Origin of the sequence: Salipiger pentaromativorans (assembly GCF_024721115.1) — a bacterium.
Lineage (GTDB): Bacteria > Pseudomonadota > Alphaproteobacteria > Rhodobacterales > Rhodobacteraceae > Salipiger > Salipiger pentaromativorans.
Genome location: NZ_JAMDHK010000004.1, coordinates 220,269 through 236,102, shown reverse-complemented (window position 1 = coordinate 236,102; position 15,834 = coordinate 220,269). Strand labels below are relative to the sequence as shown.

16 protein-coding genes are annotated in these 15,834 nt (G+C 66.1%); 10 read left to right on the top strand and 6 right to left on the bottom strand.

The genetic code is table 11. From position 1 onward, the window contains the following. Nucleotides 1-30 precede the first annotated feature (30 nt). A complete protein-coding gene (locus M4578_RS09445) occupies nucleotides 31-1,023 on the bottom strand; it encodes a taurine ABC transporter substrate-binding protein (RefSeq protein ID WP_420854805.1) in 993 nt (330 codons plus the stop codon). A gap of 314 nt (nucleotides 1,024-1,337) precedes the next feature. Between M4578_RS09445 and M4578_RS09440 the strand changes: the two genes are divergently transcribed. The 3 genes from M4578_RS09440 (at nucleotide 1,338) to M4578_RS09430 (ending at nucleotide 4,452) form a co-directional block, all read left to right on the top strand. After that, nucleotides 1,338-2,723: an aminotransferase family protein gene (locus M4578_RS09440; RefSeq protein WP_258093199.1), complete on the top strand. Its 1,386-nt coding sequence runs from the start codon at nucleotides 1,338-1,340 to the stop codon at nucleotides 2,721-2,723. Between the two features lie 3 nt (nucleotides 2,724-2,726). Next, nucleotides 2,727-3,428, top strand: coding sequence for a GNAT family N-acetyltransferase (locus M4578_RS09435; protein WP_258093198.1), 702 nt, complete (start codon nucleotides 2,727-2,729; stop codon nucleotides 3,426-3,428). Between the two features lie 211 nt (nucleotides 3,429-3,639). Next, nucleotides 3,640-4,452 carry a transglutaminase-like domain-containing protein gene (locus M4578_RS09430; protein ID WP_258093197.1) on the top strand — a complete coding sequence of 271 codons (813 nt, stop codon included), beginning with the start codon at nucleotides 3,640-3,642 and terminating at the stop codon, nucleotides 4,450-4,452. Nucleotides 4,453-4,517: 65 nt separating this feature from the next. On the opposite strand, the gene M4578_RS09425 is transcribed toward M4578_RS09430, so the two are convergent. The 3 genes from M4578_RS09425 to M4578_RS09415 all read right to left on the bottom strand — a co-directional run bounded on the left by M4578_RS09425 (nucleotide 4,518) and on the right by M4578_RS09415 (nucleotide 7,553). Next, on the bottom strand, nucleotides 4,518-4,805 hold the full coding sequence (locus M4578_RS09425; RefSeq protein ID WP_258093196.1) for an HU family DNA-binding protein: 288 nt from the start codon (nucleotides 4,803-4,805) through the stop codon (nucleotides 4,518-4,520). Between the two features lie 141 nt (nucleotides 4,806-4,946). After that, a complete protein-coding gene (locus M4578_RS09420; RefSeq protein WP_258093195.1) occupies nucleotides 4,947-6,431 on the bottom strand; it encodes an AMP nucleosidase in 1,485 nt (494 codons plus the stop codon). 252 nt (nucleotides 6,432-6,683) lie between these two features. After that, nucleotides 6,684-7,553 (bottom strand): branched-chain amino acid aminotransferase, encoded by an 870-nt coding sequence (locus tag M4578_RS09415; RefSeq protein WP_258093194.1) that lies wholly within the window; start codon nucleotides 7,551-7,553, stop codon nucleotides 6,684-6,686. Between the two features lie 172 nt (nucleotides 7,554-7,725). Here M4578_RS09415 and M4578_RS09410 point away from each other — a divergent pair, with 172 nt between their 5' ends. The 6 genes from M4578_RS09410 to dxs all read left to right on the top strand — a co-directional run bounded on the left by M4578_RS09410 (nucleotide 7,726) and on the right by dxs (nucleotide 13,037). Continuing rightward, complete coding sequence (locus M4578_RS09410) at nucleotides 7,726-8,238, top strand: MarR family winged helix-turn-helix transcriptional regulator (protein ID WP_258093193.1); 513 nt, start codon at nucleotides 7,726-7,728, stop codon at nucleotides 8,236-8,238. After that, nucleotides 8,235-8,936, top strand: a complete 702-nt coding sequence (locus tag M4578_RS09405; protein WP_258093192.1) for a response regulator — start codon at nucleotides 8,235-8,237, stop codon at nucleotides 8,934-8,936. Before M4578_RS09410 ends, M4578_RS09405 begins: the two co-directional genes overlap by 4 nt. A gap of 118 nt (nucleotides 8,937-9,054) precedes the next feature. After that, the gene (locus M4578_RS09400; protein WP_258093191.1) at nucleotides 9,055-9,981 is read left to right on the top strand and encodes a histone deacetylase family protein; all 927 of its coding nucleotides are present in this window, start codon (nucleotides 9,055-9,057) and stop codon (nucleotides 9,979-9,981) included. Further along, nucleotides 9,978-10,220, top strand: a complete 243-nt coding sequence (locus M4578_RS09395) for an exodeoxyribonuclease VII small subunit (RefSeq protein WP_258093190.1) — start codon at nucleotides 9,978-9,980, stop codon at nucleotides 10,218-10,220. Before M4578_RS09400 ends, M4578_RS09395 begins: the two co-directional genes overlap by 4 nt. Before the next feature lie 6 nt (nucleotides 10,221-10,226). Beyond that, nucleotides 10,227-11,096, top strand: coding sequence for a polyprenyl synthetase family protein (locus M4578_RS09390; RefSeq protein WP_258093189.1), 870 nt, complete (start codon nucleotides 10,227-10,229; stop codon nucleotides 11,094-11,096). Nucleotides 11,097-11,111: 15 nt separating this feature from the next. Next, nucleotides 11,112-13,037 (top strand): 1-deoxy-D-xylulose-5-phosphate synthase, encoded by a 1,926-nt coding sequence (gene dxs, locus M4578_RS09385; protein ID WP_258093188.1) that lies wholly within the window; start codon nucleotides 11,112-11,114, stop codon nucleotides 13,035-13,037. Between the two features lie 5 nt (nucleotides 13,038-13,042). Here the strand turns inward: dxs and M4578_RS09380 are convergent, their stop codons facing one another. Next, entirely contained in the window at nucleotides 13,043-13,900 is an 858-nt protein-coding gene (locus M4578_RS09380; RefSeq protein WP_258093187.1) for an SDR family oxidoreductase, read from the bottom strand. Nucleotides 13,901-14,038: 138 nt separating this feature from the next. Here M4578_RS09380 and M4578_RS09375 point away from each other — a divergent pair, with 138 nt between their 5' ends. Continuing rightward, nucleotides 14,039-14,524, top strand: a complete 486-nt coding sequence (locus M4578_RS09375; protein WP_258093186.1) for a lytic transglycosylase domain-containing protein — start codon at nucleotides 14,039-14,041, stop codon at nucleotides 14,522-14,524. 12 nt (nucleotides 14,525-14,536) lie between these two features. Here M4578_RS09375 and M4578_RS09370 read toward each other — a convergent pair whose 3' ends face one another. Next, on the bottom strand, nucleotides 14,537-15,787 hold the full coding sequence (locus M4578_RS09370) for a PAS domain-containing protein (RefSeq protein WP_258093185.1): 1,251 nt from the start codon (nucleotides 15,785-15,787) through the stop codon (nucleotides 14,537-14,539). Nucleotides 15,788-15,834 lie beyond the last annotated feature (47 nt).

Sequence of the window (15,834 nt, the reverse complement as noted above, 5' to 3'; positions counted from 1 at the left end):
CCCGCCCGGGCCGATGAGCGGCCCCGCCGGTCACATGCCCGAGGCGGCGGTCAGCGGCCCGATGTTCACGTGATCGGCATAGCTATCTAGCGCCGCGTCGATGGAGCCCGCCTCCACGAACACATCCGCCACACCCTTCATGAACTCCTGCGCGCCGCCGCCCAGCCATTTCGCCGAGAGCTGATCCGCAACCGTCGGGAAGACGAAGCTCGCCAGCGTCTCGGCGGTGGCGGTTTCATCCATGCCCGCATCCTTGGCGATCACCGGCAGCATCTTGGCATGGTTCGCCTCATCCGACCACATGGCGTTGGCCTCCGCCGTCACCTTCAGGAATTCCGCCACCAGATCGGCGTTTTCCGCGACCCAGCCCGCAGGCCCCGAGGTCACGTCGAAGACCAGAATGCCCAGCTCTTCCTTTTCGGCCCCGGTCAGCAGCACATTGCCATGCTCCTTCATCCGGCGCAGCGAGCCGCCCCAGCCGCAGGCCATGTCCACAGCCCCCTGCGCGATGGCCGCCGCCCCGTCCGGCGGCGCCATATCGACGATCTCGAGGCTCGCCAGATCCACGCCGAAATGGCTCATCTGCTTGAGGAATCCGTAATGCGCCGCCGTACCGAGCGGCACCGCCACCTTCTTGCCCGCCAGCTCGCCGGCGGAGTCCTTGTCGATCTCCAGCGCTTCGGCCACGACACAGTTGTCATTGTCCGCATAGCTCACCGCCACGTCCAGGATCTGGAGATCCTGCCCCGCCGAGGCCGCCACGACAAAGGGCGGCACGCCCTGGCTGACCGAGAGCTGCACATCGCCCGAGGCCATGGCCGCACTCATCGCGGTGCCGGTGTCGAAACTCACCCAGTTGATCTCGACGCCCATCGCCTCTTCGTACAGGCCCTCGGCCTTGGCATATTCGAAAGGCATCGGCCATTCGAGGAAATAGCCCACCGTGATCGTCTCGGCACTGGCGGCGCCGGCCAGCAGCGCGGTGCCGGCAACGGCTCCCAAAAGGCGCTTGGTCATCGTCATCTTGTCACTCCCCTGTTTACACGGTCCGCTCCGGAAGGGCGGTACTCTTCGGCGGCCTCTGGCCACGCCTCAATCCGAGCGGAAAACCGGCAGACGATCAACGGTTAATCCCCGAACCCGCCCGGATTGCCGCCCGCAAACCGGGCATCGGCCCGATTGCCGGGCACTCTCAACCGCCGCCTTTCGCCGCAACCGTGCCGGAATGCCCTTGCGTCCCTACGGTGGAGAGTTGCGTCCGGCTTCCATACGTGTGCTAACATCCTGACCGAACCGGCACGCGTGCCGGAGACTCGCTTTTCCGGGAGATTTGGAAGATGGACGGCACCCTTTCGCAGAACGATCTGAGCCACGTTGTCGAGGCGGACAAGGCCCATGTCTGGCACCATCTGGTGCAGCACAAGACCTTCGAGACCACCGACCCGCGCATCATCGTCGAGGGCAAGGGCATGCGCGTCTGGGACCAGCACGGCCGCGAGGCGCTCGACGCGGTGTCGGGCGCGGTCTGGACGGTGAACGTGGGCTACGGTCGCAAGACCATTGTCGATGCGATCAGCGAACAGCTTCTGAAGCTCAACTATTTTGCCGGGGCTCTGGGTTCCGTGCCCGGCGCGCTCTTCGCCGAGAAGCTCATCGAGAAGATGCCGGGCATGAGCCGGGTCTATTACACCAACTCCGGGTCCGAGGCGAATGAGAAGGCCTTCAAGATGGTCCGCCAGATCGCCCACAAGCGCTATGGCGGCAAGAAGCACAAGATCCTCTACCGCGAGCGCGATTACCACGGCACCACCATCGGCGCGCTTTCGGCGGGCGGGCAACTGGAGCGCAACGCGCAATACGGCCCCTTCGCGCCGGGCTTTGTCGAGGTGCCGCATTGCCTGGAATACCGCGCGCAATGGGATCTGACGGGCGAGGCCTATGGCCAAAAGGCCGCCGATGCGATTGAGGAAGTTATTTTGCGCGAGGGCCCCGACACCGTGGGCGCGCTCTGTCTGGAGCCGGTGACCGCCGGCGGCGGCGTGATCGTCCCGCCCCCCGGCTACTGGGAGCGGGTGCAGGAGATCTGCCGCAAATACGACGTGCTGCTGCATATCGACGAGGTCGTCTGCGGCGTGGGCCGCACCGGCACCTGGTTCGGCTATCAGCATTACGGCGTCGAGCCGGATTTCGTGACCATGGCCAAGGGTGTGGCCTCGGGCTACGCCGCCATCGCCTGCTGCGTCACCTCCGAACGCGTCTTCGATCTTTTCAAGGACGATGCCAGCGATCCGATGAACTATTTCCGCGACATTTCGACCTTTGGCGGCTGCACCGCCGGGCCGGCGGCGGCGCTTGAAAACATGCGGATTATCGAAGATGAAGGGCTGCTCGACAACACCGTCGCCATGGGGGATTACATGCTCGACCGCCTGTCCGAACTGAAGGACAAGCACGCCGTGATCGGCGATGTGCGCGGCAAGGGCCTGTTCCTCGGCGCCGAACTGGTTGCCGACCGCGCCACCAAGGAGCCCGTCTCGGAGAAAGAGGTGGGCGCCGTGGTCGCGGGCTGCAACGCGGCGGGTGTCATCATCGGGGCCACCAACCGCTCGGTGCCCGGCCTCAACAACACGCTCTGCTTCGCGCCCGCGCTGATCGCCACCAAGGACGACATCGACCAGATCATCGACGCGGTGGACCAGAGCCTTACGAAAGTCTTTGCCTGACCCATGTCCCACAACAGGATCAACGATCTCGGTCAGCCCGTCGGCCTTCCGGTCGGCGGGTCTTTTCCGCGCCCCCGCCCGCCGCACGCGCCGCTCGAAGGCCGCCTCGTGCGCCTCGAACCTCTGACCCCCTCGCATGCGGCGGGGCTTTACGAGGCCTTTGCCGAAGACACGCTGGGCCGCAACTGGACCTATCTGCCGCGCGGCCCCTTCGCCGATCTGGCCGATGCGGAGCATTGGGCGGCAGAGGCCGCGCAAAGCACCGACCCGCTCTTCTTTGCCATCTGCACCCCCGAGGGCACGCCGCTGGGGTTTTGCTCCTATCTGCGCATCGACCCGGCCAATGGCGTGATCGAGGTCGGCAATATCCATTTCGCGCCGCGTCTTCAAAAGCAGGCGGCCGCGACCGAGGCCATGTATCTGATGATGTCCCGCGCCTTCGACGAGTTGGGCTATCGCCGTTATGAATGGAAATGCGACGCGCTGAACACGCCGTCGCGCCGGGCGGCGCAGCGGCTGGGCTTCAAATACGAGGGCACCTTCCGGCAGGCGGTGATCGTCAAGGGGCGCAACCGCGACACCGCCTGGTTCTCGATCATCGACGAGGAATGGCCGACGGTGAAGGCGCGGCTCGAAGCCTGGCTCGCACCGGAGAATTTCGCCGAGGACGGTACGCAGAGGGCAGCGCTCGGCAGTCTGGGCTGAACGCTGCGGAGGGGCATGGACGCCTCCGGCGGGAGTATTTTCCGGAAAGATGAATGGGTGAGTGCCGAAGGGGCGGGCAGTTTTTGCCCGCCAGCTCGAAGATGCGCGAAACCTTGCGCCGATCCGCCGCCATGTTTCGACAAAGGCCGTGCCATCGCCTAAGAGGGAGAGCGGGCGCGCCGCCTGCGCCCCAACCGGAGGGCCACGCGTTATGCGCATCAAATTCGGCTGCCGCTTTCACCTCGACCTGCCGCAGCCCACGCCGATGATCGCGCTGCTCAACGTGCATTATTCGCGCGCGGGCGATCTGGAGCGCCCCGACCACATCACCACCTCCCCCTCCGTCCCGCTCACCGCCTATCGCGACGGGTTCGGCAACTGGTGCACCAAGCTGGTCGCCCCTGCGGGTGCCTTCAGCATCGGCAGCGGCAGCGTCCTTTACGACAATGGCCTGCCCGACGCGGTGCCGCCCGACATTCCGCAAACGCCGGTCGAGGCGCTGCCCGAGGACACGCTGCCCTATCTTCTGGGCAGCCGGTATTGCGACACCGACCTCCTGTCGGAAGAGGCCTGGCGAATGTTCGAAACCGTGCCCTCGGGGACCATGCGGGTACAGGCGATCTGCGATTTCACCAACCGGCATGTGCAGTTCGGTTACGAACATGCCCGCGCCACCCGCACCGCCTCGCAGACCTTTGCCGAGGCGCGCGGCGTGTGCCGCGATTTCACCCATCTCGCCATCACGCTCTGCCGCTGCATGAACATTCCCGCGCGCTATTGCACCGGCTATCTGGGCGACATCGGTATGCCGCCGCCCTACGCGCCGGGGGATTTCTCGGCCTGGATGGAGGTCTTTCTGGGCGGCGCCTGGTGGGTCTTCGACCCGCGCAACAACGCCTCGATGCCGCGTATCGGGCGCCTGCTGGTCGCGCGCGGACGGGACGCGGCGGATGTGCCGCTGATCCACAGTTTCGGGCGCAATACGCTCACCGGGTTCGAGGTCTGGACCGACGAGATCTCCTGAGACCTTCGAGCAAAAGAAAAGGGCCGCCGAAAGCGACCCTTCGCAGTCCTCGGATGCGGGACGGCTCAGCCGTTCACGCTGTCCTTCAGAGCCTTGGCAATGGTCATCTTGACCTGCTTGTCGGCCTCTTTCTTGAACTGTTCGCCGGTGGCGGGGTTGCGCACCATACGCTCGGGGCGCTCGCGGCAGTAGATCTTGCCGACACCCGGCAGGGTCACGGCGCCGCCGGCGGCCACTTCCTTGGTGATGATGCCGGTGATCGCGTCCAGCGCGGTGGTCGCGGTTTTCTTGTCAGCGCCCATCTCTTCGGCCAGAGCTGCCACAAGCTGGGTCTTGGTCATCGGTTTCGCCATTTCATGGTCTCCTTCACTGCCCGAAAGATTGGGCCTCATCGCTGGAATATAACATCATGTGGAGTTCAATCACAACGATTAGGGGCGGTTTGCAAGTGAAAACTGCGCATTTAGTGGTGGTTTGAGCCGGTTTCCGCTACGTCAGAGGAATGCGGTTTCCTCGAAGCTGCGCAACTTCCGGCTGTGCAGCCGTTCCAGTGGCATGCCGCGCAATCTTTCCATGGCGCGTATACCGATCATCAGGTGACGCGCAACCTGCGTTTTATAGAAATCGCTCGCCATGCCGGGCAGTTTCAGCTCGCCATGCAGCGGCTTGTCGCTGACGCAGAGCAGGGTGCCGTAAGGCACGCGGAACCGAAAGCCATTGGCGGCGATGGTGGCGCTTTCCATGTCCAGCGCCACGGCGCGGGATTGCGACAGGCGCTGCACCGGGCCGGACTGGTCGCGCAGTTCCCAGTTGCGGTTGTCGACACTGGCCACCGTGCCCGTGCGCATGATCCGCTTGAGGTCGTAGCCGTCGAGCTGGGTTTCCTCGGCCACCGCGGTTTCCAGCGCGACCTGGATCTCGGCCAGCGCCGGAATCGGCACCCAGACCGGCAGGTCGTCGTCGAGCACCTTGTCCTCGCGCAGATAGGCATGCGCCAGAACGAAATCCCCCAGCGACTGCGAATTCCGCAGGCCCGCGCAATGGCCCACCATCAGCCAGGCATGCGGGCGCAGCACGGCGATGTGGTCGGTCGCGGTCTTGGCGTTCGACGGCCCCACGCCGATATTCACCAGTGTGATGCCTGAGCCGTTCGGACGCTTGAGGTGATAGGTCGGCATCTGCGGCATCTTCGGGCTGAGCGGAATCTCTGCCCCGGCTTCGGTGATCTCGACATTGCCCGTCGAGACAAAGCTCGTGTAGCCGCTTTCCGGGTCGGCGAGCTGCTCGCGGGCATAGGCCTCGAACTCGCTGACATAGAACTGGTAGTTGGTGAACAACACATGGTTCTGGAAATGCGCCGGATCGGTGGCGGTGTAATGTGCCAGCCGGGCCAGCGAATAATCCACTCGCTGCGCGGTAAAGGGGGCGAGCGGCCCGGCGCCGTCCTCGGCGGGTTTGGCCACACCGTTGACGATGTCGTCATTGGTGACGCTCAGGTCGGGCACATCGAAGACATCGCGCAGGATGAAACGGCCTGCCCCCTCCTGCGGCACCGAAAGATCGGGATAATTCGCCACCGCGAAATGCACCGGCATCGGGGTCGTCGAGAATCCCACCTGCACCGGCACGCCGTGATTGGTGAGCAGCAGGCCGATCTGCTGCTTGAGATAATGGCGGAAGAGATCCGGCCGGGTGATGCTGGTGGCATGGGTGCCGGGTGCGGGCACATGGCCAAAGCTCAGGCGGCTGTCGACCTTGGCGTGGGTCGCCGTGGTGATGCGCACCTCGGGGTAATAGGCGCGAATACGCACCCCGGGATGGCCCTTGGCCATCGCGTCGAGAAACCGGTCGTGCAGAAACTGCACAGAGCTCTGATAGAGCGCGCAAAGCCGGTCCACGGCGGCGGCGGCATCCGAAAAGACCTCCGGTTCCGGCGCCTCGGGCGAGACGATTTCCAGCGGTGCCTGACTGTCCTGCATCCTTGCCTCTCGACGCTGCTTTTGCCGCAGGGTGACACCAAGGACGGGCGGGTTCAAGCGGCGCCCGAAGGGCACGCTGCGGAAAGAGGGGGCCGAGGGCGGGCTGCCGGACATGAGAGGCAGGAGCCAGCCCCTTGATGTGTCCTTCAATCCCCACGCCTCTGGACGGCACAAGGCGTGCGGCGCCCTTGGATCGGGCATAAAAAAAGGGGAGGGCATCGCTGCCCTCCCCCACTGTCGATAAAACCGCTGTTAGCTGCGCACCAGCTTTTCGTAGGCGCCGGCGATCTCCTTGGTCATCGCCCCGACCTCGAAATTGTAATCGCCGATCTGGCCCACCGGGGTGACCTCGGCGGCGGTGCCGGTCAACCAGCACTGCTCGAAGCCTTCCATCTCCTCGGGCATGATGTGACGCTCATGCACCTTGATCTGGCGCTCCTTCAGCATCCCGATCACGGTCTGACGGGTCAGCCCGTTGAGGAAGCAGTCGGCATCGGGCGTGTGCACCTCGCCATCCTTGACGAAGAAGATGTTGGCGCCCGTCGCCTCGGCCACGTAGCCGCGGTAATCCATGAACAGCGCGTCCGAGCAGCCCTTGGCCTCGGCCGCGTGCTTGGACATGGTGCAGATCATGTAGAGACCCGCCGCCTTGGCGTGCACCGGGATGGTCTCGGGGCTCGGGCGCTTCCATTTCGCGATGTCGAGCTTGGCGCCCTTCATCTTGGCATCGCCATAGTAGTTGCCCCATTCCCAGGCCGCGATCGCCAGACGCACCGGGTTGCGCGACGACGCGACCCCCATGTCCGGCCCCGCGCCGCGCCAGGCCACCGCACGCACATAGGCATTGGTAAAGCCGTTGGCCGTCAGCACCGCTTCCTTGGCCGCGTCGATCTCGTCGGCGGTGAAGGGGATCTGGAAATCCAGTTCGCCCGCCGAGAAATGCAGACGCTCGGAATGCTCGTGACCCAGAAAGATCTTGCCGTTGTAAGCCCGTTCGCCCTCGAAGACCGAGCTGGCATAGTGCAGCGCGTGGGTCAGTACGTGCACCTGCGCATCCCGCCACTCCACCAGCTTGCCATCCAGCCAGATCTTACCGTCGCGGTCGTCATATGCACCTTCCATCTCAGTCTCCTTTTCGGCGCTCGTGCATTTTCGTTTTTCATTTGTTGCGCATCTTACGTCCGAACTGGACATAATATTGCGGAAAAACTGCGACTCGCTACCAGTTTGGTATTGGAATGTCAACAAGGCTGACTTAAAGTGCCGCAAAAGACGGGAGACGAGAGGCAAGGAGATGGCAGACGGGCCGGGAACCCAGGGGCACAGCGGCGAGTCGCTGCTCTACCTGACGGACGAACAATTGCGGCAAGGGATCGAGGCAATGTTCTTTGCCTACCGGGCCTTTACCGCCGATCCCGACCGGATCCTGCAAGGCATGCATTACGGACGGGCGCATCACCGCGCCATCCATTTCATTAACTGCGCGCCGGGCACGACGGTCAACAATCTTCTGTCGATCCTGGGGGTCACAAAGCAGTCGCTGAACCGTGTGCTGCGCGCGCTGATCGAGGACGGGCTGGTCGAAAGCCGCGTCGGACGCGCCGACAAGCGCGAGCGGCATCTCTTCCTGACCGAAGAGGGCGCAGAGCTCGAACGGCGGCTGTCGGACGCGCAGCGCGCCCGGATGCGGGCCGCCTATCGGCAGGTCGGCCCCGAGGCGGTGGCCGGGTTCCGCAAGGTGCTCGAGGCGATGATGGATCCGGAGATGCACCGGCATTACTCCGGGCTTCGGGAGATCCGCGGATGACCGATCCCGACGCCCATCTCCTGATCGTCGACGATGACGAGCGGATTCGCGGCCTGCTTCAGAAATTCCTGATCCGCCACGGTTTCCTGGTCAGCGCCGCGCGCGACGCCGCCCATGCCCGCCGGCTGCTGGACGGGCTGGAATTCGACATGATCGTGCTCGACGTGATGATGCCCGGCGAAGACGGTATCAGCCTGACCCGCGCCATCCGCGAGACCAGCACCACGCCGATCATGCTGCTCACCGCGCGCGGCGAGACCGAAGACCGGATCAAGGGGCTGGAGGCCGGGGCGGACGACTATCTCGCCAAGCCCTTCGAGCCCAAGGAATTGCTGCTGCGCATCAACGCGATCCTGCGCCGGATGCCCGACACCCGCGCAGAGGAAGCCGCCCCCAAACTGCTGAGCCTCGGCCCCATCCGCTATGACATCGAGCGTGGCGAGATGTGGAAGGGCGAGGATCTGGTGCGGCTGACCGCCACCGAAAGCCAGCTCATGCGCATCTTTTCCGCCCGCCCCGGCGAGGCGCTGAGCCGCGCCAAGCTGGTCGAGGAGCTGGGCCGCGACAAGGGGCAGGCGCAGGAACGCGCGGTGGATGTGCAGATCACCCGGCTGCGGCGCAAGATCGAGTCGGACCCGAAGCAGCCCCGCTACCTGCAAACGGTGCGCGGCGCGGGCTATATGCTGGCACCGGACTGAGCCTCCGCGTCAAATTCCGGCGATCCGCCAATCCGGTTCAAATCCCCGGCAATCCCCGCTTGCCCGGCACAACCTTTCGGGGAATCCTGTCGCGATATGACGTCAGGGAGGCTCCGTCATGACCACCGCGCTGATCACCCATGCCGATTGTCTGGACCATGTGACCCCGCCGGACCATCCCGAACGGGTGGCGCGGCTCGATCATGTGCTGCACGCACTGGCGCCGCTCGACCTCATGCGCCTCGCCGCCCCGCCCGCCAGCGACGAAGATCTCGCCCGCGTCCACCCGCAAAGCTATATCGACCGGATCAAGGCGGCGGAGCCCGAGGACGGGCAGATCGCCCTCGACGAGGACACCTGGATGTCACCCGGCTCGATGCAAGCGGCGCGGCGCGCGGCGGGGGCCGCGATTCGCGCCGTGGATGCGGTGATCTCGCGCGAGGTGGCGAATGCCTTCTGCGCCACGCGCCCGCCGGGCCACCATGCCGAGCGCGAGAAACCCATGGGGTTCTGTCTCTTCGGCAATGCCGCGCTGGCGGCGAAATACGCGCTCGACCGGCACGGAATCGACCGGGTGGCGGTGGTGGATTTCGACGTGCATCACGGCAATGGCACGCAGGATCTGCTCTGGGACGAACCGCGCGCGCTGCTGGTCTCGTCGCAGCAATTCCCGCTCTGGCCCGGCAGCGGCGCCGCCACCGAGCGCGGCGGCCATGACAATGTGCTGAACATCCCGCTGCGCCCCGGCAGCGGCGGCGACGAGATGCGCGCCGCCTATACCCGCCAGGCCTTTCCCCGCCTCGCCGCCTTCCGCCCCAATCTGATCATCCTCTCCGCGGGCTTCGACGCGCATCAGGACGACCCGCTGGCGCAGCTCACATGGTCGGCGGCCGATTACCGCTGGCTCACCCACGAGCTCTGCCGGATCGCGGCGGAACATGCGCGCGGGCGGGTGGTCTCCCTGCTGGAAGGCGGCTATGATCTTTCCGCGCTGGCCGCGTCGGCCAAGGCGCATGTGGAAGAACTGATCGAGGCAGGAAAATGAGCGACACGCCGGTCGAGGAGATGAGTTTCGAGCAGGCCATGGCCGAGCTGGAACAGGTGGTGGGGCAGCTCGAACGCGGCGAGGTGCCGCTGGAGCAGTCCATCGCGCTCTACGAACGCGGCGCGGCGCTCAAGGCCCGTTGCGAGAAAAAGCTCAAGGAAGCCGAGGAGAAGGTCGCCCAGATCACCCTCGACGCCGACGGCCAGCCCGCCGGCCTGAAAGCCGCCGAAGGGCTCTGACACCCCATGTTCCGCAGCTCTCTGGAGGCCGGCGCGGGCGCCGTGGCCGCGCATTTCGACGTGGTGCTGAGCGGTTTCGCCGATCTGCCGGTGAGCCGGGCGATGCGCTACGCGGTGACCGGCGGCAAGGGGCTGCGCGGCTGGCTGGTGCTGGAAAGCGCGCGGCTGCATGAGGTGTCGGAGGCGCGGGCCCTCTGGCCCGCCTGCGCCATCGAGGCCATTCATGCCTACAGCCTCGTGCATGACGACCTGCCCTGCATGGACGACGACGATCTGCGCCGGGGTCTGCCGACAGTGCACCGCAAATGGGACGAGGCCACCGCCGTGCTGGCGGGCGACGCGCTTCAGGCGCTCGGTTTTGAAATGCTGGCCGATCCGCGATGCCACGACCGTGCCGAGGTGCGCGCCGATCTGACGCTGAGCCTCGCGCAAGCGGCAGGAGCGCGCGGCATGGTGCTGGGTCAGGCGCTCGACATGGCCGCCGAAAGCGCCACAGCGCCGCTCACGCTGGATGAGATCACCGCGCTTCAGGCCGGCAAGACCGGCGCGCTGATCCTCTGGTCGGCGCAGGCCGGCGCGCGGCTGGCTGAGGCCGAGCTCGCGCCGCTCACCGCCTATGCGCAGCGGCTCGGCCTCGCCTTCCAGATCGCCGACGACATTCTCGATGTCGAAGGCGATGCGGCAGAGGTCGGCAAGGCCGTGGGCAAGGACGCGGATCGCGGCAAGGCGACCTTTGTGTCGCATCTCGGCCTCGATGGCGCAAAGTCCCGTGCGCAAACCCTTGTGACCGAGGCCTGTGACGCCCTATCTCCCTATGGTACGCGGGCCGATACCTTGCGGGAGGCCGCCCGTTTCGTTATCTCCCGCCGGAACTGAGAGCCGAGGGACACCATGCCTCACAAGCCCCAAACGCCGCTGCTCGACCGGGTCGCCACCCCTGCCGATCTCAAGCGCTTTTCGGATGCCGAGCTGGAGCAGCTCGCCCATGAGCTGCGGGCCGAGACCATTTCGGCGGTATCGGAAACCGGTGGCCATCTGGGCGCCGGGCTGGGGGTGGTCGAACTGACGGTGGCGCTGCACGCGGTGTTCGACGCTCCGCGCGACAAGATCATCTGGGATGTGAGCCACCAGGCCTATCCGCACAAGATCCTCACCGGGCGCCGCGAGCGTATCCGGACCATCCGCCAGAAGGACGGGCTCTCGGGCTTCACCAAACGCAGCGAAAGCCCCTTCGACCCGTTCGGCGCCGGGCACAGCTCGACCTCGATCTCCGCCGCGCTCGGCTTTGCCGTGGCGCGCGATCTGGGTGGGGTCTGCGACACCGGCGCGGGCGATGCGATTGCGGTGATCGGCGACGGCGCGATGTCGGCGGGCATGGCCTATGAGGCGATGAACAATGCGGGCCACCTGAAAAAGCGCCTGATCGTCATCCTGAACGACAACGAGATGTCCATCGCGCCGCCCACCGGCGCCATGTCCTCCTATCTCTCGCGGCTCTATGCCGAGGCGCCGTTTCAGGACCTCAAGGCCGCCGCCAAGGGCGCCGTCTCGCTCCTGCCCGAACCTTTCCGCGAAGGCGCCAAGCGCGCCAAGGAGATGCTCAAGGGCATGGCGGTGGGCGGCACGCTTTTCGAGGAGATGGGGTTCTCGTATATCGGCCCGATGGACGGGCACGACCTGCACCAGCTTCTGCCGGTGCTGCGCATGGTCAAATCCCGCGCCACCGGCCCGATCCTGCTGCATGTGGTGACCAAGAAGGGCAAGGGCTATGCCCCCGCCGAGGGCGCCGCCGACCGAGGCCATGCCCGGGCAAAGTTCGACGTGGCCACCGGCGAGCAGAAAAAGGCACCGTCCAACGCGCCCTCCTACACCAAGGTCTTTGCGCGGGAACTGACCCGCCTCGCCGCGGCCGATCAACGCATCTGCGCCGTCACCGCTGCCATGCCCGACGGCACCGGGCTCGACCTGATGGCCGAGCGCTACCCCTCGCGCGTCTTCGATGTGGGCATTGCCGAACAGCATGGTGTGACCTTCTCGGCGGGGCTCGCCGCCGGCGGAATGCGCCCGTTCTGCGCGATGTACTCGACCTTCCTGCAACGCGGATACGATCAGGTGGTGCATGATGTCGCGATCCAGCGCCTGCCCGTGCGCTTTGCCATCGACCGCGCGGGGCTGGTCGGCGCCGACGGCGCCACCCATGCGGGTGCGTTTGACATCGCCTTCATGGCCAACCTGCCGGGCATGGTGGTGATGGCCGCCGCCGACGAGGCGGAGCTGATGCATATGGTCGCCACCGCCGCCGCCCATGACGGTGGCCCCATCGCCTTCCGCTATCCGCGCGGAGAGGGCGTGGGGGTCGAGATGCCGGAACGGGGCGAAGTGCTGGAAATCGGCAAGGGCCGGATGATCCGCGAGGGCGCACGCGTCGCGATCCTGAGTTTCGGCACGCGGCTGTCGGAGGTGCTGAAAGCCTGCGAGGCGCTCGAAGCGCGGGGGGTTTCGCCCAGCGTCGCGGATGCCCGCTTTGCCAAGCCGCTCGACCGCGACCTGATCCTACGGCTGGCGGCAGAGCACGAGGCGCTGATCACCATCGAGGAGGGCTCTGTCGGCGGCTTCGGCAGCCATGTGGCGCAACTGCTCTCCGACGAGGGGGTGTTCGACCACGGGCTGAAATTCCGCTCCATGGTGCTGCCCGATACGTTCATCGACCACGCCAGCCCCGACGACATGTACAAGAGCGCCGGGCTCGACGCGCAGCAGATCGAGGAAAAGGTGCTCACGGTGCTGGGCGTCGATGTGATCAGCCGCCGCGCCTGACCCCGCTAGCCAACTTCCGCCGCAAGCAGCGCGCGCAGCCCCGCGCGGTAATCGGGATAGAGCAGCGCGACCCCGAGCTCTTCCTTGATGCGCCGGTTCGAAACGCGCTTGTTCTCGGCATAGAAGCTGCGTGCCATCGGCGTCATCTCGGCCGTCTCGAAAGGCTCTTCGGGCGGCGGTGGCACGTCCAGAAGCTGGGCGGCAAAAAGCAGCACGTCCTGCGGCGGGGCCGGGTCGTCGTCGCAGAGATTGTAGGCGGCACCGGGATTCGGCTGCCGGATCGACGCCTCGAGCACCTGCGCGATGTCCGCCACATGGATGCGCGAGAACACCTGCCCCGGTTTCACGATGCGCCGCGCGGTGCCCTGGCGCACCTTGGCGAAGGGGCCGCGCCCCGGCCCGTAGATCCCCGCCAGACGGAAGATATGCAGAGGCAGGCCGGGCACCGCCCCCCAGGCGGCCTCGGCCCCGGCCCGCAGGCGGCCGCGCCGCGTGTCCGGGGTCAGCGGTGTGCGCTCGTCCACCCAGCCGCCGCCATGGTCGCCATAGACGCCGGTGGTCGACAGATACCCCGCCCAGGCGAGCTGCGGCGCCCGCGCCGCGATCGCCCCGCCGCAGAGGCGCAACGCCGGGTCGCCCTCGCCGTCCGGAGCCGCCGAGACCAGCAGGTGGGTTGCCTCGCCAAGCGCCTCTGTCACCGCCTCGCGCTCCCAGGGCACGGGCGCGACACCCAAGGCGCGCAATGTTTCGGCCTTGTCGGCGTTGCGGGTCGTTCCCAGAACACGCCAGCCCTGCGGCAGCAGGCGCTCTGCGAGCGCCTGTGCGGAATAGCCGTGTCCGAGCGAAAGAAGCGTCTTCTGCATGGGCGCAGACTGGGCGGGTGCCGGGCGTTTTGCAAGGGCCCGCGCTGAGCGGGGAAGCGCCCACAATGCATCGCCGGGATGGGCAGCCCCGCGCCCTTGGGCTATTCAGGACACAGATCCCCTGACGAGAGACCGCCGATGATCCGCCTGACACGCCGCGCGAGCCTGCTGCTGACGCTGGGGGCGCTTGCCGCCTGTGGCACCCGGCGCGAGGCGCCGGAGATCGCCACATCCGGCCGCTTCAGCCCGCCGCTCTATCCGAACGAGACACCGGAGCTGCGCGCGCAGATCAACAAATGGGCCGATCACTACGAGGTGCCCCGCAAGCTGGTGCACCGGCTGGCGATCCGCGAAAGCACACACAATCCCGGCGCCCGCAACGGCCCCTATTACGGTCTGCTGCAAATCCTGCCGCAGACCGCCCGGACCATGGGATTTCGCGGCGCGCCCTCGGATCTTCTGGATGCGGATACCAACCTGAAATACGGCGTCAAATACCTGCGCGGCGCCTGGCTGCTGTCGGATGGCAGCCACGATCAGGCGATCATGTGGTACGCCCGCGGCTATTATTACGAGGCCAAGCGCCGCGGCATGCTGGTCGAGACCGGGCTGCGCGCGGGCTGACGCCCACAACGCTCAGGTGATCGCGCGCAGCATCGCCGTGTTCGACTGGATCACCGTGTTCAGCTCGACGATCTTGGCCAGACGCGCCTCGATCTCGTCCTGCCCCGCGTCGAGCTGATCGACAATCCCCGAGAGCGAATCCCCCGACCCGCTCAGCGCTGCGCTTTCGATCTTGCACATCATGCGCGTCGAACTGAGGCCGGTCACATAGCGCTTCATGTCGAGCACGCTACGGCCCAGCCGCGTCGCCTCGGTCTCGACGACCTTCAGCGCCTCGCCCGCCAGCGTGCTGAAGGCCGTGGCCTGGCTTTGCAGCGTCATCCGGTCCTCGACAAGTGCGCTTGTGTCCGGCGCGCCCTTCATGTCCTCCTCGAACAGCGAGGACATCTCGCGCTGCATGATCGCGGCTGCCATCAGGAACTGGCCGCGCTGGATGGTCTCGCGCATCCGGACATAGGTGCTGTCCCTGCCCTCGACAAACCCGCGGACCCAGCTTGCCATCTCGTCCAGCATAGAGCCGTAATTGACCGAAATCGCGCTGATCGGGCCACCCGCATTCTCCAGCCGCGAGGCGAGGATGCGCATGTTCATCGGCACCGTGCGGATCGCCTTGATGACCTCGGTCATCTCGTCGGTCTCCTGCTTGATCTGGGCGATGGTGCGCACCATGGTCAGGAACCGCTGCTGACGCTGATCCAGCGGCACGCCCATCCGCCGCGCCCGTTCTTCCAGTTCAAGCGAGAGGGCCCCCGCCATGAAAGCCTCGTAATGCTCGAACCCCTGTTCGGCGAGACGCGCTTGCAGCATTTCCGCGCTCTTGGCCGGGGTCACCCCCTCTTCCAGCTCGGCCTGGCGCAGCTCGGCATAAAGCTCGCGCACCTGTGCGAAGAGCTGCGTGTGCGGCTTGACGCGCACCGACAGATAGCCCCCCGCAATCGGCCAGGCGATCGCCAGCACCCAGTAATGGCGCCCGTCCTTGGCCCGGTTCTTGACATAGGCGGCGACCTGCTGGCCGTTCTTCAGCCGCTCCCAATAGAGGTGGAACACCCCCTTGGGCATATCGGGATGGCGGATGATCTTGTGCGGCGCGCCCTTCAGCTCGGCCCAGCCATAGCCCGAGATCCGGCGGAAGATGCTGTTGCCCTCGATGATGACCCCGCGTTCGTCGGTGCGCGAGTAGAACATGCTCGACGCTTCGAACGGAACCTCGCCCAGCCCGGAGTTGCGGGTCTGCGAAATCAGTTGCGGATCGTGCTGGGACATCGGGGCCTCGTGCGGTCAGATGCGACTCTCGCCCGACCATGCACGCT